The sequence below is a fragment of the Streptomyces sp. NPDC018964 genome (assembly GCF_044390325.1).
In the GTDB taxonomy this organism is placed as follows: Bacteria; Actinomycetota; Actinomycetes; order Streptomycetales; family Streptomycetaceae; genus Streptomyces.
The window spans coordinates 36,208-55,348 of sequence record NZ_JBIRYZ010000011.1; the positions used below are offsets into that span (position 1 = coordinate 36,208).

A 19,141-nucleotide genomic window follows, 5' to 3' on the forward strand; every position below is an offset into this window, starting at 1 on the left:
CCGCCGAGCCTTCCGGTTCACCTCACGCGCGGTGACCGGTTTCACGGCCCGGGGACGGAACGGCCGGCGGAACCGGCTCACACCCGCCGCCGTCCACATCGTGAACCGCCGGAAAACACCCGTCACGTCCACGCAACGGGAAGGCAACGTGCCGCCGCCACGATCAGTGCATGACGGCGCACACCACGAACCTCCCCTCCCTCGTCGTCGTGGCCCACGGCAGCCGCGACCCGCGCGCGCTGGGCACCGTACGGCGGCTCCTGGACCACGTCCGCGCGCTGCGGCCGGGCCTGCCCGTGCACCTGGGGCACATCGAGCTGAACGCGCCCCTGCTCCCCGACACCCTCGCCGAGCTGGACGCGCACGGCACCGGGGCCGCCGTCCTCGTACCGCTGCTGCTCAGCCGGGGCTACCACGTCAAGCGGGACATCCCCGAGATGGCCGCCGGGGCACGGTCGCACACCTGCGTGGCCGCGCCGCTCGGCCCGCACCCCCTGCTCGTGGACGCCCTGCACGCCCGCCTCACCGAGGCCGGCTGGCGCACCCCGGCCGACGAGGCGACCCGCCGCGCGAGCGGGGTCGTGCTCGCCGCCGCCGGCTCCCGCGACCCCGAGTCGAGGGTCGACACCGGCCGTACCGCGCGCCTGCTCGCCGACCGCCTCGGCGTCCCCGTGATCCCCGCCTACGCCTCCGCCGCCGCCCCCACCGTCCCCGACGCCGTCCGCGCCCTGGCCGCCCGGGGCCGCCACCACGTGGCCGTCGCCTCCTACTTCACCGCCCCCGGCCGCTTCGCCACGGAGTGCGCGGCAGCGGCCCCGGGCATCGCCTCCGCCCCCCTCGGCACCCACCCCGCGATGGCCCACCTGATCCTCCACCGCTACGACCAGGCCCTGCGGACTCCGTCCACGGCCTCCCTGGAACTGGCGTCGGTCGGCTGAAGGGGTGGCGGGGCGGAAGAATCACCGCCCCCGAACCGGCCGATCACGCCCCCCGACTGTCAGACCTCCCCCGTACTGTCGTCCCATGGAAGGCACCGCACCCCCCGCCGCGTACGATCCGACGTCCGTCGCCCGCTGGGCTTCCGAGCCCGACAAACGCCCCGGCCGCACCGCCTTCCAACGCGACCGCGCCCGCGTCCTGCACTCCGCGGCCCTCCGCCGCCTCGCGGGAAAGACGCAGGTCGTCACCCCGGGAGAACACAGCCAGGTCTGGGACGCCAGTCCCCGCACCCGCCTCACCCACTCCCTCGAGTGCGCCCAGGTCGGCCGCGAACTCGGCGCCGCCCTCGGCTGCGACCCCGACCTCGTCGAGGCCGCCTGCCTCTCCCACGACCTCGGGCACCCGCCCTTCGGCCACAACGGCGAACAGGCGCTGAACGAGTTCGCCGAGGACTGCGGCGGCTTCGAGGGCAACGCCCAGTCGCTCCGCCTCCTCACCCGCATCGAACCCAAACGCTTCACCCCCGAGGGCTCCGTCGGCCTCAACCTCACCCGCGCCGCCCTCGACGCCGCCACCAAGTACCCCTGGCCCCGCGGCGCCCACCCCACCGACCCGGCCTCCCCGAAGTTCGGGGTCTACGAGGACGACCGCCCCGTCTTCGACTGGGTCCGCGAGGGCGCCCCCGGCACCCGCGTCTGCTTCGAGGCCCAGGTCATGGACTGGTCCGACGACGTCGCCTACTCGGTGCACGACGTGGAGGACGGCCTGCACGCCGGCCACATCGACCCGAACTGCCTCCACTCCGACCCGGAACGGGAGGCCGTCTTCGCCGTCGCCGTCGGCCGGTACGTCCCCACCGGCACCGACCCGGCCGAACTCGCGGAGGCCCTCGACCGCCTCCTCGACCAGGAGTGGTGGCCGCACGGCTACGACGGCACCGCGGTCGCCCAGGCCCGCCTCAAGGACGCCACCAGCCAGCTCATCGGCCGCTTCTGCCTCGCCGCCGAAGGCGCCACCCGGCAGGCCTTCGGCACCGGGCACCTCACCAGGTACGGTGCCGAGCTGGTCGTACCGCGCAGCACCCGCATGGAGTGCGCGGTCCTCAAGGCGGTCGCCGACCGGTACGTCATGCAGCGCGCCGAACAGGAGCTGCTCCGCGCCGACCAGCGGATCGTCGTCCTCGAACTGGCCGAGGCGCTCACCTCCCGCGCCCCCGACGGCCTGGACCCCCAGTTCCGCACCCTGTTCGACCGGGCCCCGGACGACCGCGCCCGCAAGCGCGTGATCGTCGACCAGATCGCGTCGCTCACCGACGCCTCGGCCCGCTCGCTTCACGCCCGGCTCACGGGGCAGTCATGAGCCGTATGGCCTGATCGGGGCATTCCCCCTTCCGGCAGCACCCCGAGTGCGGGACGCTCGCAGGTGGCGACACCCTTACGAGGAGGCAACGACGTGGTCGACGCGGATCAGACATTCGTCATCGTCGGAGGCGGCCTGGCCGGCGTGAAGGCGGCCGAGACGCTGAGAGCGGAGGGCTTCACCGGCCGGGTGATACTGATCTGCGACGAACGCGACCGCCCCTACGAGCGTCCGCCCCTCTCCAAGGGCTACCTCCTCGGCAAGGCCGGACGCGACAGCGTCTTCGTCCACGAGCCCGCCTGGTACGCGCGCCACGACGTCGAGCTGCACCTCGGCCAGACCGTCGACGCCGTCGACCGCGCCGCGAAGACCGTCCGCTTCGGCGAGGACGGCACCGTCGTCCGCTACGACAAGCTGCTGCTGGCCACCGGCGCCGAGCCCCGCCGCCTGGACATCCCGGGCACGGACCTCGTGGGCGTCCACCACCTGCGCCGCCTCGCCCACGCCGAGCGCCTCAAGGGCGTCCTGGCCGCCCTCGGCCGGGACAACGGCCATCTGGTGATCGCCGGCGCCGGCTGGATCGGCCTGGAGATCGCGGCGGCGGCCCGCGAGTACGGCGCGGAGGTCACCGTCGTCCACCGCGGCGAGACCCCGCTGCACTCGGTCCTCGGCCCCGAGCTCGGCCAGCTCTTCGCCGAGCTGCACCGCGAGCACGGCGTCCGCTTCCACTTCGGTGCCACGCTCACCGAGATCACCGGCCAGGACGGCATGGTCCTCGCCGCCCGCACCGACGACGGCGAGGAGCACCCCGCGCACGCCGTCCTCGCGGCGATCGGCGCGGCCCCGCGGGTCTCCCTCGCGCAGGCGGCGGGACTGGAACTCGCCGACCGCGCGGCCGGCGGGGGCGTCCTCGTCGACGAGCGGCTGCGCACGTCGGACCCCGACGTCTACGCGGCCGGTGACGTCGCGTCCTTCCCGCACGGCCTCTTCGGCACACGGCTGCGGGTGGAGCACTGGGCCAACGCGCTGAACGGCGGACCGGCCGCGGCCCGCTCCATGCTGGGCCGGGAGGAGACCTACGACCGCGTCCCCTACTTCTTCACCGACCAGTACGACCTGGGGATGGAGTACTCCGGGTGGGCGCCGCCGGGGTCGTACGACCAGGTGGTGATCCGGGGCGACGCGGGGAAGCGGGAGTTCATCGCGTTCTGGGTGAAGGAGGGGCGCGTCCTGGCGGGGATGAACGTGAACGTGTGGGACGTCACGGATCCGGTCCAGCGGCTGATCCGGTCCGGCACGCGGGTGGACACGGAGGCGCTGGCGGATCCGCACGTGCCGCTGGAGAGCCTTCTCGCCTAGGCGTCCGCCGGATTCCGCCGGGCGTCCGCCGAACGTCCGCCGCATCGCGCGTGCGGCGCCGTCGTGGCCGGTCGTGCCCGCGCGGCGGTGCCGCACATGTCACAGCCCCGCGGCCCCCGAGGGGGGGCGTGCGCGTCCCCGTGCTGTCAGGGCCGCCCCGTAGAATTCACGCGTGGCAGGACGGATCAATGACGAGGACGTGAAGGCGGTTCGGGACGCGGTCCCGATCGACGCCGTCGTCTCCGAGTACCTCCAGCTGCGCAACGCGGGCGGCGGGAACCTCAAGGGACTCTGCCCCTTCCACGACGAGAAGTCGCCGTCCTTCCAGGTCAGCCCGAGCAAGGGACTCTTCCACTGCTTCGGCTGCCAGGAGGGCGGCGACACCATCACGTTCGTGATGAAGATCGACCACCTCTCCTTCTCGGAGGCGGTCGAGCGCCTCGCCGGACAGGCCGGCATCACCCTGCGCTACGAGGAGGGCGGGTACAACCCCACCCACCAGCGCGGCGAGCGCATCCGCCTGGTCGAGGCCCACAAGATCGCCGCCGAGTGGTACGCGGAACAGCTCGCGACCTCCCCCGAGGCCGACACCGGCCGGGCCTTCCTCGCCGACCGCGGCTTCGACCAGGCCGCCGCCGTCCACTTCGGCGTCGGCTACAGCCCCCAGGGCTGGGACCACCTCACCCGCTTCCTGCGCGGCAAGGGCTTCAGCGACAAGGAGCTGCTCCTCTCCGGCCTCTCCCAGGAGGGCCGCCGCGGCCCCATCGACCGCTTCCGCGGCCGGCTGATGTGGCCCATCCGCGACATCGGCGGGGACGTCGTCGGCTTCGGCGCCCGCAAGCTCTACGAGGCGGACACCGGCCCGAAGTACCTCAACACCCCCGAGACCGCGATCTACAAGAAGTCCCAGGTCCTCTACGGCATCGACCTGGCGAAGAAGGACATCGCGAAGTCCTCCCGCGCGGTCGTCGTCGAGGGCTACACCGACGTCATGGCCTGCCACCTCGCCGGGGTGACGACCGCCATCGCCACCTGCGGCACCGCCTTCGGCGGCGACCACATCAAGATCCTGCGCCGTCTCCTCATGGACAACGGCAGCGCGCGCGTGATCTTCACCTTCGACGGCGACGCGGCCGGCCAGAAGGCGGCCCTGCGCGCCTTCGAGGACGACCAGAAGTTCGCCGCCGAGACCTACATCGCCATCGCCCCCGACGGCATGGACCCCTGCGACCTGCGCCTCGCCAAGGGCGACGAGGCCGTCGCCGACCTGGTCGAACCCCGCACCCCGCTCTTCGAGTTCGCCCTCCGTCAGATCGTGGTCCGCTACGACCTCGACACCCCGGCCGGCCGCGCCGCCGCCCTCGACGAGGCCGCGCCGATCGTCGCCCGGATCAAGAACAGCGGAGCCCAGCACGAGGTCGCCGTCCAGCTCGCCGGGATGCTCGGCATCCTCGACACCCAGTTCGTCGTCAAGCGGGTCGCCCAGCTCGCCCGCTGGGCCCGCGACCGCGGCGGCAAGGGCCCCGCTCCCGACCGGCAGCAGCGCGGGGGCGGCGCCGGCCCCCAGCAGTACGCCCCCGCCCCGGCCGCCCCGCGCGGCCCCGCCCTCAACCTCCGCAACCCGGTCTTCGCCACCGAACGCGAACTGCTCAAGCTCGCCCTCCAGCGCCCGGAGCTGGTCTCCCCGGCCTTCGACGCGTACGGCGTCGACGAGTTCACCGCCCCGCCCTACGCGGCCGTACGCCAGGCGATCCTGGACGCGGGCGGCGCCGAGTACGGCGTCCAGGACCCGCAGGAGTACCTGATCCGGGTCCGCGAGGCGGCCCCCGACGACACCGTCCGCGCCATGGTCACCGAACTCGCCGTCGAGGCGATCCTGCTGCACCGGGGCGTCAAGGAGGTCGACGACACCTACGCGGGTGCCCAGCTGGTCACCGTCCGGCGCCGCGCGGTCGAGCGCCGCATCCGCGACGTCGCCAGCCGCCTCACCCGCCTCAGCAACCACGGCGACCCGGGCGAACTGGCCGCCGTGCAGAACGAGTTGTGGGTACTCCAGCAGTACGACCAGGCCCTGCGGGAGCACGGCGCGGCCGCGCTGTAGGCGGGCTCAGGCGTCCGCGAAGGTGGGCGCCAGCGCCCGCACCAGCCGGTCGGCGAACTCCTGCTCGGCGTCCTTGAAGCGCGGGTACTCCGTGGCGAAGTGATTCCACTCGACGTACCCGGCCGCCTCCACCACGTCCTCCAGCAGGATCTCCTCGCGGTACGACGGCCACTCGCCGGACAGCCGGAACACCTCGTGCAGCAGCTCGCGGCGCAGCGGGTGCCGCTCGGCCAGCAGCACGGCGTCGTACAGGTCCTTGCCCTGCCCGTGCATGTCGTTGATCAGCCACATCAGCTTCCATGCCAGGGACAGCTCCGGCGTCGCCGCCCACACGATCGCGCCGCCCGGCAGCTCCACCGGCCCGGGGTCCTCGGGCAGCTTCTCGTTGAACACGAAGTCGAGCTGCACATGACCGCCGGGCAGTCCCGGCGAGCCCCACGGCAGCACCATGCGCCGCCCCGGCACCCGGTCGTAGGTCCAGATGTCCTCGACCACCGCGCCCCGGGCCGAGACACCGATCTCCCGCCCGCGCGCGTCGGCCAGCGCCTGCGCGGCCCCGGCGATCCCGGACAGCATCCGCTCCGTCCGCCCGTCGTCGATCCGCCAGGTGTGCGGGACGACGACGAAGTCCAGGTCGCCCGGCTCGCGGGCGGCGTCGCCGAACCACGCCGACATCAGCACGCTGCCGCGCAGCACCAGCGCGTCCACCCACTCCGAGTCCGCGACCGCCTCCAGCACCAGGTCCAGCGCCCGGCGCCGCGCCGTCCGCCACGCCTCGCCCCTGGTCGGGTCGGTGAACCGGGGGTCGGTCGCCCGGTAGGCGTTCCGATGGTGCTTCAGGGCGGGGTCGAACACGGGGCGCTGCACCACGTCGTCCCCGGGCACCCACCGCAGCGTCCGCGGCAGGTCGACCGCCCTGCGGGTGTCCTCGTCCAGCGGCTCGCGGGGGATCTCCTCGCTCCGCCAGCCGAAGTTCCGCCACCCCGTGCCGCTCATGTCCGTACCCCCGCCGGCTCCGTGAGCCATCCCTCGTCCACCGACACGTCGCTGTCGTGGAGCACGAACTCCCGTTCCACGCCCAGCACCTCGTACCCGTCCAAGTCCGCCAGCAGCCGGTCCAGGGCCCGTCCGGCGCCCTCGGCGTCCACCCCGTGACAGCGCTGGGTGACGAACCGCTCGTGCCGCGCCCCGGTACGCACCCGCCGGGCGTTCCACGACAGATGGGCGCCGTGCGGCACGACCAGGGCCGCCAGGGTGTCCAGGTCCGTCCCCGCGGTGAGCAGCAGCTTCACGTGGTGCTCGAAGTACCGTCCGTCCGCGCACGGCCCGTCCGGCACCTCCGGGGCCCACGGGGACGACTCGGTCTTCACCCGTACGGGCTCGAACCCGTCCGCCCTCAGCCGTGCCGTCACCTCGCGCGCCCGCGCCGACTCCTCGGCGTAGGTGCGGGAACCGGCCAGGGTGAGCATGGGCTGGTCACGCATCCGGCCCCGGGCCAACACGATGTGCGTCAGCTTCAGACCTGCCGCGGCGGCCCACCGGCCCAGTTCCTCCGCCTCCTCGGGGCCGGAACAACGGACCGTCACATGGGTTTCGTACAGGGGACGGGACATCCGTCGATCGTCCCAGACCGGGGCGGGCCCCGGCATCCGGGTTTCGGCGCGGGGTATCCGGCCGGTCACCGGACGGACGCAAAAAGTCATCGCACGCCCCTCGTGGGGACGATGTGTCGTACCCCACACTGGGAGCGGTGCCTGAGTCCTCGGAGCGCGGCCGATCCGTCACCGACGGGTCCCGGACATCCGCGGGTCCGCTCATCGCGTACGGGACGGACAGCGGCGAGGCCGCCGACTCCGTCCCCGAAGTGCCGCTGCCCCACCCCCTGGCAGCGATCATCCTGGAGGTCGCCCCAGTGCAGACCCAGACCCTCACCCAGCCCGACATCGGCGTTCTCGACGCCATGCCCGCGCAGAGCCGCGCCGCGCACCACCCCGAGACCCCGCCCGAGCCGGCCGAACCCCCGGCCGAGTCCCCGGTCGAGGCTTCGGAACCGGCCGAACCCGCCGGACCGTCCGCGCCGGTCCGGGCCGAGACCGGCGGCCCCTCCTCGGACCTGTTCCGCCAGTACCTGCGCGAGATCGGCCGCATCCCGCTGCTGACCGCCGCCGAGGAGGTCGAACTCGCCCGCCGGGTCGAGGCGGGGCTGTTCGCCGAGGAGAAGCTGCGGCTGACGCCCGACCTGGACAGCCGGCTCGCCGTCGACCTGGACCGGCTCGTCGTCATGGGCCGGATGGCCAAGCGGCGGCTCATCGAGGCGAACCTGCGGCTCGTCGTGTCCGTCGCCAAGCGGTACGTGGGCCGGGGGCTGACCATGCTCGACCTGGTCCAGGAGGGGAACCTCGGGCTGATCCGGGCGGTGGAGAAGTTCGACTACGCGCGGGGGTACAAGTTCTCCACGTACGCCACGTGGTGGATCCGCCAGGCCATGTCCCGGGCGCTGGCGGACCAGGCCCGGACCATCCGCGTGCCCGTGCACGTGGTGGAGCTCATCAACCGGGTGGTGCGGGTGCAGCGGCGGATGCTGCAGGAGCGCGGCTACGAGCCGACGCCGGACGAGGTCGCCGCGCAGCTGGACCTGCCGCCCGAGCGGGTCGGCGAGGTGCTGCGGCTCGCGCAGGAACCGGTGTCGCTGCACGCGCCGGTGGGCGAGGAGGAGGACGTGGCGCTCGGCGACCTCATCGAGGACGGGGATGCCGCGAGTCCGGTCGAGTCGGCCGCGTTCCTGCTGCTCAAGGAGCATCTGGAGGCGGTGCTGTCGACGCTGGGGGAGCGGGAGCGCAAGGTGGTGCAGCTGCGCTACGGGCTGGTGGACGGGCGTCCGCGCACGCTGGAGGAGATCGGCCGCCTCTTCGGGGTGACCCGTGAGCGGATACGGCAGATCGAGTCCAAGACGCTGAACAAGCTTCGTGACCATGCCTTCGCGGATCAGTTGCGCGGGTACCTGGACTGAGTTTTTCTCGCCCCCGCCGCCCCTTCCCGTCCCGAAACTGGGGCTCCGCCCCAGACCCCGCTCCTCAAACGCCGGAGGGGCTGAAATCAGCCCCTCCGGCGTTTGAGGAGCGGGGGTTCGGGGGCAGCGCCCCTGAGGGACGGGGACGGGGACGGGAAGGGGCGGCGGGGGCGGAGAACGTCAGTCCACCTCGGCCACCGCCTGGGCGAACTGGGCCTTGTAGAGGCGGGCGTACGCCCCGTCCGTCGCCAGTAGCTTCTCGTGGGCGCCCTGTTCGACGATCGCGCCGTTCTCCATCACCAGGATCGTGTCCGCGTCCCGGATCGTGGACAGCCGGTGCGCGATCACGAACGACGTCCGGCCGTGCGCCAGTCGCGCCATCGCCTTCTGGATCAGCACCTCCGTACGGGTGTCCACGGAGCTCGTCGCCTCGTCCAGGACGAGGATCACCGGGTCCGACAGGAACGCCCGGGCGATCGTGATGAGCTGCTTCTCACCCGCGCTCACCCCGCTGCCCTCGTCGTCGATCACGGTGTCGTACCCGTCGGGCAGGGTGCGGACGAACCGGTCCGCGTGCGCGGCCCGCGCCGCCTCCTCGATCTCCTCCCGGGTGACCTCGCGCGCGGAACCGTAGGCGATGTTCTCCGCGATGGTGCCGCCGAACAGCCAGGTGTCCTGGAGCACCATGCCGATGCCGGCGCGCAGTTCGTCCCGGGACATCCTCGCGATGTCCACCCCGTCGAGGGTGATCCGCCCGCCGGACACCTCGTAGAACCGCATCAGCAGGTTCACCAGGGTCGTCTTTCCGGCGCCCGTCGGGCCGACGATGGCCACCGTGTGGCCCGGCTCGACCTTCAGCGACAGGTCCTCGATCAGCGGCTTCTCCGGGTCGTACCGGAACGACACCCGCTCCAGCGCCACCCGCCCGCGCAGCTCGGCCGGCTTCTCGGCCGGTGAGGGGTCGGCCTGCTGCTCCTCGGCGTCCAGCAGTTCGAAGACCCGCTCCGCCGAGGCGACACCCGACTGCACCAGGTTCGCCATCGAGGCGACCTGCGTCAGCGGCATGGAGAACTGCCGCGAGTACTGGATGAACGCCTGCACGTCACCGATGGACAGCGTGCCCGACGCGACCCGCAGCCCGCCGACGACCGCCACCAGCACGTAGTTGATGTTCGAGACGAAGAACATCAGCGGCTGCATGACGCCGCTGTTGAACTGCGCCTTGAACCCGGCCTCGTACAGCGCATCGTTCTCCTCGGCGAACTTCCTCGCCGACTCCTCCTGACGCCCGAACACCTTCACCAGGGTGTGCCCGGTGTACATCTCCTCGATGTGCGCGTTGAGGGTGCCGGTCGAGCGCCACTGCTGCACGAAGTGCGGCTGCGACCGCTTGCCGACGCGGGTGGCGACGACGAACGACAGCGGCACCGTCACCAGCGCGACCAGCGCCAGGATCCACGAGACGTAGAACATCATCGCGAGCACGCCGATGATGGTGAGCAGCGAGTTGATCAGCTGGCCCATCGACTGCTGGAGCGTCTGCCCGATGTTGTCGATGTCGTTGGTGGCGCGGCTGAGCACCTCACCGCGCTGCCGCTTGTCGAAGTACGACAGCGGCAGCCGCGACAGCTTCGTCTGCACGTCCTCGCGCATCCGGAACATGGTGTGGTTGACCGCCCGGTTCACCAGCCGGGTCGCCACCGCCATCAGCAGGCCGGCGACGCCGAACACCGCCAGCGCGAACAGCAGGACGTTGCCCACCGCCGTGAAGTCGATGCCCTCGCCGGGCGTGAAGTCGGTGCTGCGGAGCATGTCGGCGACGTCGCCCTCGCCCCGCTCCCGCATCGAGTCGAGCACCTGTTCCTTGGTGGCGCCCTCCGGCATGTCGCGGCCGACGATGCCCGCGAAGACCAGGTCGGTCGCCCTGCCGAGGATCTTCGGCCCGATCACGCTGAGTCCGACGCTCAGGACGACACAGGCCAGCAGCCCGTAGATGGTGAGGCGTTCGGGCCTGAACCGGGCGATCAGCCGTTTGCTCGACCCCTTGAAGTCGATCGACCGCTGGTCGGGGCCGCCCCCGGCCATCATCCGTCCTCCGGGCCCCGCCATCAGGCAGCCTCCGCTTCCGTGAGCTGGGAGAGCACGATCTCCCGGTAGGTCTCGTTGTCCGCCATCAGTTCGTGGTGCCGGCCGGTGCCGACGACCCGGCCCTCGTCCAGGACCACGATCCGGTCGGCGTCCCGGATGGTCGCCACCCGCTGGGCGACGATCACCACGGTCGCCTCGGCCGTCTCCCGGCCGAGGGCCGCCCGCAGGGCCGCGTCGGTGGCGTAGTCGAGCGCGGAGAAGGAGTCGTCGAAGAGGTAGATCTCCGGGCGCTGCACCAGCGTCCGGGCGATCGCGAGGCGCTGGCGCTGACCGCCGGAGACGTTCGTCCCGCCCTGCGCGATCGGCGCGTCGAGGCCGCCCTCCAGCCGCTCCACGAAGTCCTTGCCCTGCGCCACCTCCAGCGCGTGCCACAGCTCCTCGTCGGTGGCGTCCGGATTGCCGTAGCGCAGGTTCGTCGCCACCGTGCCCGCGAACAGGTACGGCTTCTGCGGCACGAGTCCGACCGTCCTCGCGAGCAGCGCCGGCTCGACGTCCGCCACGGGCACGCCGTCCACCAGCACCTCCCCGTCGGTCGCGTCGAACAGCCGGGGGACCAGACCGAGGAGGGTGGACTTGCCGCTGCCGGTGGAACCGATCACGGCCGTGACCTCACCGGGCCGCGCCACCAGGTCGACGGCCTTCAGCACCGGCTCCTCGGCGCCCGGGTAGCGGAAGCCCGCGCCCCGGATCTCCAGATGGCCGTGCCGGCGCAGCTCGGTGACCGGCGCGAGGGGCGGCACCACGCTGGAGGAGGTGTCCAGCACCTCGTGGATGCGCTCGGCGCACACCTCGGCGCGCGGCACCATCATGAACATGAAGGTGGCCATCATCACGGACATGACGATCTGCATCAGATAGGCGAGGAACGCGGTCAGGTCCCCGATCTGCATCCCGCCGCTGTCGATGCGGTGCGCGCCGAACCACACCACCGCGATCGACGACAGGTTCACCACCGTCATGACCACCGGGAACATCAGCGCCAGCAGATTGCCCGTGCGCAGCGACACGTCGGTCAGCTCGGTGTTGGACTTCCGGAACCGCCCCTGCTCGTACGTGTCCCGCACGAAGGCGCGGATCACCCGGTTGCCGGTGATCTGCTCGCGCAGCACCCGGTTCACCGTGTCGAGCCGCTCCTGCATGGTCCGGAACAGCGGACGCAGCCGCCGCACGATCAGCGTCACGCAGACGCCCAGCACCGGCACCACCGCGACCAGCACCCCGGACAGCGGGACGTCCAGGCCGAGCGCCATCACGATGCCGCCCACACACATGATGGGCGCCGACACCATCAGGGTGAACGTCATCAGGACCAGCATCTGCACCTGCTGGACGTCGTTCGTCGTACGGGTGATCAGCGAGGGCGCGCCGAAGTGACCCACCTCACGCGCGGAGAACGACTGCACCCGGTCGAACACGGCGGCGCGCACGTCCCGCCCCAGGGCCGACGCGGTCCGGGCGCCGTAGTACACGGCACCGATGTTGCACACGACCTGGACCAGCGAGATGCCGATCATCAGGGCGCCGTAGCCCAGGATGTAGCCGCTGTCGCCCTGGACGACGCCCTGGTCGATGATGTCCGCGTTCAGGGTGGGCAGGTAGAGCGAGGCGCAGGTCTGCAGGAACTGCAGCAGCACCAGCAGGGTGATGGGTCTCTTGTAGGGCCGGAGGTGGGTTCGCAGGAGTCGTATGAGCACGCTGGATCTCTCGGAGTGGTCGGCGGGGGCGTTGGTTGCCCGTGGCCCCCATCGTCGGACACTCCACCCGCGTTACCTCAACCGAATTAATCCACCTGCCCGTGCTATGCGCGGAACGCCCCCGGGTGCGTCTGCTCGCGCACCGACACGTACTGCTGGCGCACCGCCTGGCCCACCGCCAGGTCCTCCCCGGGGTCCAGCACCTGCGCCACCGGGCCCTGCCAGACCGGCGGCGTACGCGGATCGAGGGTGCCCTGCGACGCGCCCAGCGCCCACGCCGCCTGCCGGGCCGCGCCGATCGCCGCGTAGTCCGCGGGCTGCGGTACGACCACCTGCGCCCCGAACAGCGCGGGCGCCGCCGACTGCACGGCCGGCAGCTCCGCGGCCGGACCCAGCAGGAAGACCCGCCGCACCTCCACGCCCCGGCCGCGCAGCACGTCCAGCGCGTCCGCGAGCCCGCACAGCATGCCCTCGAACGCGGCCCGCGCCAGGTGCTCCGGCTTCATCGACTCGCGCCGCAGCCCGGCCAGCGTCCCCGCGGTGTGCGGCAGGTTCGGGGTGCGCTCGCCCTCCAGGTACGGCAGCAGCACCAGCCCGTGCGACCCCGGCGTCGACTTCATCGCCAGGTCGGACAGGGTCTCCAGGTCGGGCACCCCGAGCAGTTCGGCGGTCCCGCGCAGGGCGCGCACGGCGTTCAGGGTGGTGACGACGGGCAGGTGCATCCCGGTCGCGTCCGCCAGCGAGGTGATCATCCCGTACTGGTCGACGAGCGCCTCGGGGTGCACGGCCATCACGGACCCGGACGCGCCCAGCGACACCACCGCGTCGCCCAGCCCGATCCCCAGCCCGAACGCCGCCGCCATCGTCTCGCCCGTACCGGCGGAGATCAGCAGCCCCTCCGGTGTCGTACCGGCCGCCTCCGCCGGGCCGATCACCTCGGGCAGCATCGCCTGGTGACCGAGCGCCAGCTCCACCAGGTCGGGCCGGTAGCCGCCGGTGGCCGCCGCCCAGTACCCGGTGCCGGAGGCCCCGCCCCGGTCGGTGGTGCGCCGCACCGGCCGGCCGAGGAGCTGCCACACCAGCCAGTCGTGCGCCTGCAGCAGTACGGCGGTGCGCGCCGCGTTCTCCGGTTCGCCGCGGGCCATCCAGCGCAGCTTGGTCACCGGCTGCGCGGCCCCCGGCACCGAGCCCACGGCCCGCGCCCACGCCTCGCGCCCGCCGAGCGCGTCGATCAGATCCGCCGCCGCGACCTGCGCCCGCTTGTCGCCGCCGGTCATCGCCGGCCGCACGGTGTTGCCCTGCGCGTCCAGCGGCACCAGCGCGTTCGCCTGCGCGGAGACGCCGATGGCCTGCACCCCCTCCAGCAGGCCGCCGCCCGCGGCCTCGCCCAGGGACAGCAGCCAGGCCTGCGGGTCGACGTCGGAGGGACGGCCACCGCCGTCGGCGCTCTGTACCGGGTGCTGGGCGTATCCCTGCCTGAGCACGGCTCCGGTGTCCGTGTCACAGACGACGATGCGAGTGAAGTCTGGCGCGCTGTCCAGTCCGGCGACTATCCCCATACGGCGATTTTGCCGTACCGCCGCGCCCGCGTGGGCGGTGGGCGCCGTCGGGGTGCCCGTCGCGTCGCGGGCGCGGGTCGTGCGCGGTCGCGCGCCCACGCGGCGGAGCCGCGCATCGGACACGGCCCCGCGCCCCCCGGACGGGAGGGGTCACCCGGCGTCCGCGGGGTGACCCTCACGTGTTGCTCGTGCCCCAGTCGTCCTCGGCCGGGCCGTGGGCGGTGCGTTCGCGCAGGGTGCGCACCCGCTGGGCCACCGAGTCGGGCATGCGGTCGCCGACCTTGTGGCTGACCGCGTGGTACGCCTTGTCCGCGAACTCGCGGCCCTGCTGCGCCGCGCTCTCCGCGGTGTTGCGGACGGCGGGGTTCTGCGTGAGCTGCTGCGCGGACCTCTTCAACTGTTCGTAGCGCTCGCGCCCGGCTTTCGTGCCCAGCACGTAACCCAGGACGACTCCGGCGACGAACGTGAGCCGGTAACGCATGTCGGCCACCCTTCCCGTTGTTCCAGTCTGCGGTAGGTCTTCGGTGCGGCGACGGCGCCGGGAGTACCGATTGGCGGAGCACCCCCCTGCTTGCGCTAATGTATGTGTCGCAGCGAGCGCGCGCCCCCTGGCGGATACCCAGGCGGATGCGTTCGATGCAACGAGGCATTCCTCCGTAGCTCAATTGGCAGAGCAGCCGGCTGTTAACCGGCAGGTTACTGGTTCGAGTCCAGTCGGGGGAGCTCGGTCCTCCGTAGCTCAATTGGCAGAGCAGCCGGCTGTTAACCGGCAGGTTACTGGTTCGAGTCCAGTCGGGGGAGCATGCTGAACGAGGACCCCGTAGGGGTCCTTTTTCATGTCCGGGGGAACCGTGCGGGGCTCGGTGAAGTCTCCATGGTCACCAGGACCGTACGCGGCCGACCATCCGAAGCAGGAGATCGTATGAGCGGCTATGCTGCGGCAGACGGCGCGCACACATGTACGCGACACGCCGTTATGGGGCGGTAGCTCAGCCGGTTAGAGCAGCGGACTCATAATCCGTCGGCCGTGGGTTCGAGTCCCACCCGCCCCACCACCACCCGGTCCCGCCACCGCCCGCGCGGCGGTGACGGCCCGGTCCGACGGACCGGCCGGCGGCCGTGCGGCGCACCGCGGGTCGCGGGAGCGGCGGCCCTCGCGGTGGGCGAAGGGACGGCGGCCCGGCCCGTACGACGACGCCGGGTCCCGCGCGTCCCCACGCCGGTTCACGGCGGCGAACCGATGACGGCACGTCCCCGGCTGTGCCGGGGGACCCTGCCGCGGGCACCGGGTTCAGGCGCCGTCACCGGAGTTCTCGGCGGTCGTCGGGACGTCCGCCTGATCGCGTTCGCCCTCCGCCTGCGACGGGGTCGAGTGCGGTACCTCGGGGACGGTCCACTCGTCGTCGTCCCGGTCGCCCTCGGCCTGGGACGGAGTGTGTTCGCTCAGCTCGCTCATCGTGCTGCCTCCCGATCACGGGGCCGGTGGTCGTCCGTCGCCGGGTACCCCGCGCGGGCCGGTGTCACCGTGACGAGCGGCGGGCCAGGGCCCGGGACAGGGCGGAGCGGACCTCCTCGGACAGCGGAGCGCCCTGCGCCTCCACGCCGGCGGTGAGCGCCTCCGCGACCGCGCGGAGCTTGGTGTTGGACAGCTGGGACGCCTCCCGCAGGATGTGCCAGGCCTCGTCCGAGGTGCAGCCGTACGTGGCCATCAGGATGCCGCGGGCCTGGTCGATCACCGGGCGGGAGACGATCGCCCGGCGCAGCTGCTCGACCTCCTCCTCGAGCAGCTGCAGCCGCTCCTCCCGCTCCAGCGCCACCGCCGGGACGTCCCGCGGCGGCGCGTCCTGAGGGGCCGGGGAGCGCAGCGGGTCCGTGGTGTCGAGGCCGGCGAGTTCCAGGACGCGGCGCGGTTGGCCGTTCCAGCGGGTGGCCGTGACCGGCACCGACCGCCGCCGGCCGTGGTCGCGCAGCACCTCCAGGAACTCCAGTCCCCCCGTGTCCATGAAGCGCACGCCGCTCATGTCCACGTCGACGCGGGCCGTGCCGGCGGGCAGCCGCGCCAGCTTCTCCGCCAGGACCCGGGCGCACCCGCGGACCAGTTCGCCGCGCGGGGTGAGCAGTGCCCGGTCCGCGTCCGTGCGACCGCCTATGACCAAGGTGTCCGGCCTTCCGGGAAGAGGGAGGGATGCCATGGAGGTCGTGTACCGCCTTGTCGGTCCTCGTGGGGGGTCGGATCGTTCGGGTGAGGGCCGGCCGGCACCGGAGCGGTAGGCTGCGCACCGTCCCGGCCGCGCTGGGGGTGCGCCTGCCCGCCCTGCGGCGTGCTACACACCGTGCCGGGGAGTGGCCGGGAACCGACGGGGTACCCGCAAGGCCGAGAACGGGGGGAGACGGATGTCGGGCGATCACCACCGGACGCCGTACGGGCCCGGGACTCCCGTGCCGTGCCTGACGGTGCGCCCGCTGGAGGGCGGCCGCGGTGTCCGCGCGGCCGGGGAGGTCGGTCTTGCCACGCATACGATCTGGGAGCGCGTGCTGGAGCAGGCGGTGCGCGAGGGTGAGGCCGTGTACTGCCTGGAACTGTCCGAGGTGACGTTCGTCGACGTGGCGGGTGCCGGAGCGCTCGCGGCGGCGGCCGGACGCCTCGAGGACGGCCGCCGGTTCGTGGTGCGCCGTCCGCCGCCCGCCCTGCGCCGGGTGCTGGAGATGTTCTGGCCCGGCCTGCCGACGATCGAGGTGTCGATGTCATGAGCGTCGCTGCCGGCCCCCTGGAACCACCCGCCGGTCCCTTCGTCCACCCCGCCCTCTTCTACCGGGACGACCGGGAGTACCTGGAGGGCACCGTCCCCTTCGTGCGCGAGGGACTCGCGGCCGGCGAGCCCGTGGCGGTCGCCGTGCCCGGCGACCGGCTGCGGATGGTCCGGGACGCGCTCGGCGCGGACGCGGACACCGTCCGCCTCCTCGACATGCGTGAGGCCGGACGCAACCCCGGCCGGATCATCCCCGGCGTGCTGCGCGCCTTCGCCGACACCCACCCCGCCGGGCAGCGGGTACGGATCGTCGGCGAGCCCGTCTGGGCCGGCCGCTCCGCGGCCGAGTACCCCGCCTGCGCCCAGCACGAGGCACTGATCAACGCCGCCTTCCGGGGCCGCACCGTGACGATCCTGTGCCCCTACGACGCCGTACGCCTGCCCGCGCACGTCCTCGCCGACGCCCACGCCACCCACCCCACCGTCATCCCCGCCGGGTCCCGCCCGGCGCGGAACAGCGAGGCGTACGACCCCGACGCGGTCGTCGCCCGCTACAACGAGCCGCTGCCGCTGGTGACGGACGCGATGACCTTCCCGTTCGCCGCCGAGACGCTGCCCCCGGCCCGGTACGCCGCCTCCGAGGAGGGACGGCGGCTCGGCCTCACCGGCGTCACCCTGGGGGACCTGGCCCTCGCCACGGCCGAGCTGACCACGAACAGCGTGGTCCACGGCGGCGGTTCGGGAGTGCTGCGGATCTGGGCCGAGGACGGCCACGTGCTGTGCGAGGTGCGGGACCGGGGCCGGATGACCGACCCCCTCGCGGGGCGCCGCCCCGCCTCCCGCGACCAGCGCGGCGGGCGCGGCCTGCTGATGGTCCATCTGATGGCCGACCTGGTGCGCGTCCACACCGGGGACGAGGGCACGACGATCAGGTGCTGGTTCCCCCGCTGACACCCGGCCGCCCGGCCGCGTCCGGGGGTGCCCGCCGGGGTGAGGACGTGCCGGCCCCGGCTGTCCACCCAGCTCGGCCCCCGGCTGTCTGTCCCGCCGACGTCCCCCGCCGACGTCCCGGTCGGCGTCCCCCGTCGGCGTCCTCCGCCGACATCCGCCCGGCTCAGGCTCGCAGTGGGTCCAGCACGATCGGTGCGATCCTGCCCTCCAGCATCTCGCCCAGCCCCTGCACGGCGCAGAGCTCCGGCCGCTCGGCGATGTGCACCGGCATGCCCGTCGCCTCACGCAGCATCTGGTCCAGGCCCGGCAGCAGGGCGCTCCCGCCGACCATCATGATTCCCCGGTCGACCAGGTCGGCGACCAGATCCGGCGGGCTCTCCCGCAGCGTCCTGCCGATGCCGTCGAGGACGGCGGTGAGCGGCGTCTGGATGGCCTGCCGCACGGCGGCCGTGTCGACCCGCACGCAGCGGGCCAGACCGGTGGCCACGTCCCGCCCGTGGATCTCCGTCGACTCCGGACCCTGCGAGGTGAGCCCGTTGTCGTGCAGGGCGAGTTGCAGGGGCCGTACGGACTGGCTCGGCAGCGCCAGCTCGTGCTGGTAGCGCAGGAGTTGCACGATCGCGTTGTCCACGGCCTCCCCGCCGACGGGGATGCGCTCCGCCGCCACGATCGCCCCGAGGGAGAGCACGGCCACCTGCGTGGCCGCCGCACCGCACACCATGACCATGGTGGCCTCGGGCTGCTCCACCGGCAGGCCGCAGCCGACGGCGGCGGCGAGGAGCGTGTCGACCAGCTCCACCCGGCGGGCGCCGATACCGACCAGGGTCTCGATCGTGGCGCGCTGGGCGAGCGGATCGGCGTCGTGCGGGACACAGGCGGCGGCCCGCAGCCGGGGCCTGCGGCGCAGGGTGCGGCGCATCTTGTCGCCGATCAGCTGCCGCAGCATGCGCTGGGCCATCTCGATGTCGACGACCGTGCCGCCGGAGACGGGACGCACGACGCGGATGTGGTCCGGCGTACGGCCCGTCATCTTCTCCGCGAGCTCACCGACCGCCATCAGGGCTCCGGTGCGGGTGTTCACGGCGGCGGTGGACGGCTGGTCGATGACGAGTCCGGCGCCCTTGACGTACACCCGGGTGCGGGCCGCCCCCAGGTCGACGGCGAAGTGGCAGCGACGCAGCTGCTCCAGACTGGCGGTCACGGCGGTTCCTCCCAGTGCGCGCCCAGTGGCCCGCCGGGCGGCGGACCTCTCAGGCATCGTGCGCGGCGGG

General features: G+C 72.9%; 16 protein-coding genes and 3 tRNA genes. 10 read left to right on the top strand and 9 right to left on the bottom strand.

Going from position 1 to position 19,141, the window contains the following annotated elements; translation table 11 throughout:
• The first annotated feature begins 170 nt into the window (after positions 1-170).
• The 4 genes from ACH5AO_RS20090 to dnaG all read left to right on the top strand — a co-directional run bounded on the left by ACH5AO_RS20090 (position 171) and on the right by dnaG (position 5,758).
• A complete protein-coding gene (locus ACH5AO_RS20090; protein ID WP_398926426.1) occupies positions 171-938 on the top strand; it encodes a sirohydrochlorin chelatase in 768 nt (255 codons plus the stop codon).
• Positions 939-1,023: 85 nt separating this feature from the next.
• Positions 1,024-2,298: a deoxyguanosinetriphosphate triphosphohydrolase gene (locus tag ACH5AO_RS20095; RefSeq protein WP_398926428.1), complete on the top strand. Its 1,275-nt coding sequence runs from the start codon at positions 1,024-1,026 to the stop codon at positions 2,296-2,298.
• A gap of 93 nt (positions 2,299-2,391) precedes the next feature.
• Complete coding sequence (locus tag ACH5AO_RS20100) at positions 2,392-3,657, top strand: NAD(P)/FAD-dependent oxidoreductase (protein ID WP_398926430.1); 1,266 nt, start codon at positions 2,392-2,394, stop codon at positions 3,655-3,657.
• A gap of 172 nt (positions 3,658-3,829) precedes the next feature.
• Entirely contained in the window at positions 3,830-5,758 is a 1,929-nt protein-coding gene (gene dnaG / locus ACH5AO_RS20105; protein WP_398926432.1) for a DNA primase, read from the top strand.
• Positions 5,759-5,764: 6 nt separating this feature from the next.
• On the opposite strand, the gene ACH5AO_RS20110 is transcribed toward dnaG, so the two are convergent.
• On the bottom strand, positions 5,765-6,754 hold the full coding sequence (locus ACH5AO_RS20110; RefSeq protein WP_398926434.1) for a nucleotidyl transferase AbiEii/AbiGii toxin family protein: 990 nt from the start codon (positions 6,752-6,754) through the stop codon (positions 5,765-5,767).
• Positions 6,751-7,371, bottom strand: coding sequence for a hypothetical protein (locus ACH5AO_RS20115; RefSeq protein WP_398926436.1), 621 nt, complete (start codon positions 7,369-7,371; stop codon positions 6,751-6,753). The genes ACH5AO_RS20110 and ACH5AO_RS20115 overlap by 4 nt, the downstream gene beginning before the upstream one ends.
• A 137-nt stretch (positions 7,372-7,508) precedes the next feature.
• Between ACH5AO_RS20115 and ACH5AO_RS20120 the strand changes: the two genes are divergently transcribed.
• Positions 7,509-8,768: an RNA polymerase sigma factor gene (locus tag ACH5AO_RS20120; protein WP_398926438.1), complete on the top strand. Its 1,260-nt coding sequence runs from the start codon at positions 7,509-7,511 to the stop codon at positions 8,766-8,768.
• Positions 8,769-8,948: 180 nt separating this feature from the next.
• On the opposite strand, the gene ACH5AO_RS20125 is transcribed toward ACH5AO_RS20120, so the two are convergent.
• From ACH5AO_RS20125 to ACH5AO_RS20140, 4 genes are all read right to left on the bottom strand, one after another.
• A complete protein-coding gene (locus ACH5AO_RS20125; RefSeq protein ID WP_398926440.1) occupies positions 8,949-10,877 on the bottom strand; it encodes an ABC transporter ATP-binding protein in 1,929 nt (642 codons plus the stop codon).
• Positions 10,877-12,610, bottom strand: a complete 1,734-nt coding sequence (locus ACH5AO_RS20130; protein ID WP_398926442.1) for an ABC transporter ATP-binding protein — start codon at positions 12,608-12,610, stop codon at positions 10,877-10,879. Before ACH5AO_RS20130 ends, ACH5AO_RS20125 begins: the two co-directional genes overlap by 1 nt.
• A 104-nt stretch (positions 12,611-12,714) precedes the next feature.
• Positions 12,715-14,169 (bottom strand): FGGY family carbohydrate kinase, encoded by a 1,455-nt coding sequence (locus ACH5AO_RS20135; RefSeq protein WP_398926444.1) that lies wholly within the window; start codon positions 14,167-14,169, stop codon positions 12,715-12,717.
• A 175-nt stretch (positions 14,170-14,344) separates the two neighbouring features.
• Positions 14,345-14,650, bottom strand: a complete 306-nt coding sequence (locus tag ACH5AO_RS20140) for a YtxH domain-containing protein (protein WP_398926446.1) — start codon at positions 14,648-14,650, stop codon at positions 14,345-14,347.
• A 169-nt stretch (positions 14,651-14,819) separates the two neighbouring features.
• Between ACH5AO_RS20140 and ACH5AO_RS20145 the strand changes: the two genes are divergently transcribed.
• The 3 genes from ACH5AO_RS20145 (at position 14,820) to ACH5AO_RS20155 (ending at position 15,224) form a co-directional block, all read left to right on the top strand.
• A tRNA-Asn gene (locus ACH5AO_RS20145) sits at positions 14,820-14,892 on the top strand.
• 5 nt (positions 14,893-14,897) lie between these two features.
• Positions 14,898-14,970, top strand: a tRNA-Asn gene (locus ACH5AO_RS20150).
• A 177-nt stretch (positions 14,971-15,147) separates the two neighbouring features.
• Positions 15,148-15,224: transfer RNA gene (locus tag ACH5AO_RS20155), tRNA-Ile, on the top strand.
• A 236-nt stretch (positions 15,225-15,460) separates the two neighbouring features.
• Here the strand turns inward: ACH5AO_RS20155 and ACH5AO_RS20160 are convergent.
• Together ACH5AO_RS20160 and ACH5AO_RS20165 are read right to left on the bottom strand one after the other, a co-directional pair.
• Positions 15,461-15,625, bottom strand: coding sequence for a hypothetical protein (locus ACH5AO_RS20160; protein WP_398926448.1), 165 nt, complete (start codon positions 15,623-15,625; stop codon positions 15,461-15,463).
• A 64-nt stretch (positions 15,626-15,689) separates the two neighbouring features.
• Positions 15,690-16,361: an ANTAR domain-containing protein gene (locus ACH5AO_RS20165; RefSeq protein WP_398926450.1), complete on the bottom strand. Its 672-nt coding sequence runs from the start codon at positions 16,359-16,361 to the stop codon at positions 15,690-15,692.
• A gap of 202 nt (positions 16,362-16,563) precedes the next feature.
• Between ACH5AO_RS20165 and ACH5AO_RS20170 the strand changes: the two genes are divergently transcribed.
• On the top strand, positions 16,564-16,920 hold the full coding sequence (locus ACH5AO_RS20170) for an STAS domain-containing protein (protein ID WP_398926452.1): 357 nt from the start codon (positions 16,564-16,566) through the stop codon (positions 16,918-16,920).
• Positions 16,917-17,870, top strand: coding sequence for an anti-sigma factor RsbA family regulatory protein (locus ACH5AO_RS20175; RefSeq protein ID WP_398926454.1), 954 nt, complete (start codon positions 16,917-16,919; stop codon positions 17,868-17,870). The genes ACH5AO_RS20170 and ACH5AO_RS20175 overlap by 4 nt, the downstream gene beginning before the upstream one ends.
• A 163-nt stretch (positions 17,871-18,033) precedes the next feature.
• Here the strand turns inward: ACH5AO_RS20175 and ACH5AO_RS20180 are convergent, their stop codons facing one another.
• A complete protein-coding gene (locus ACH5AO_RS20180) occupies positions 18,034-19,071 on the bottom strand; it encodes a rod shape-determining protein (RefSeq protein WP_398926456.1) in 1,038 nt (345 codons plus the stop codon).
• Between the last annotated feature and the right edge of the window lie 70 nt (positions 19,072-19,141).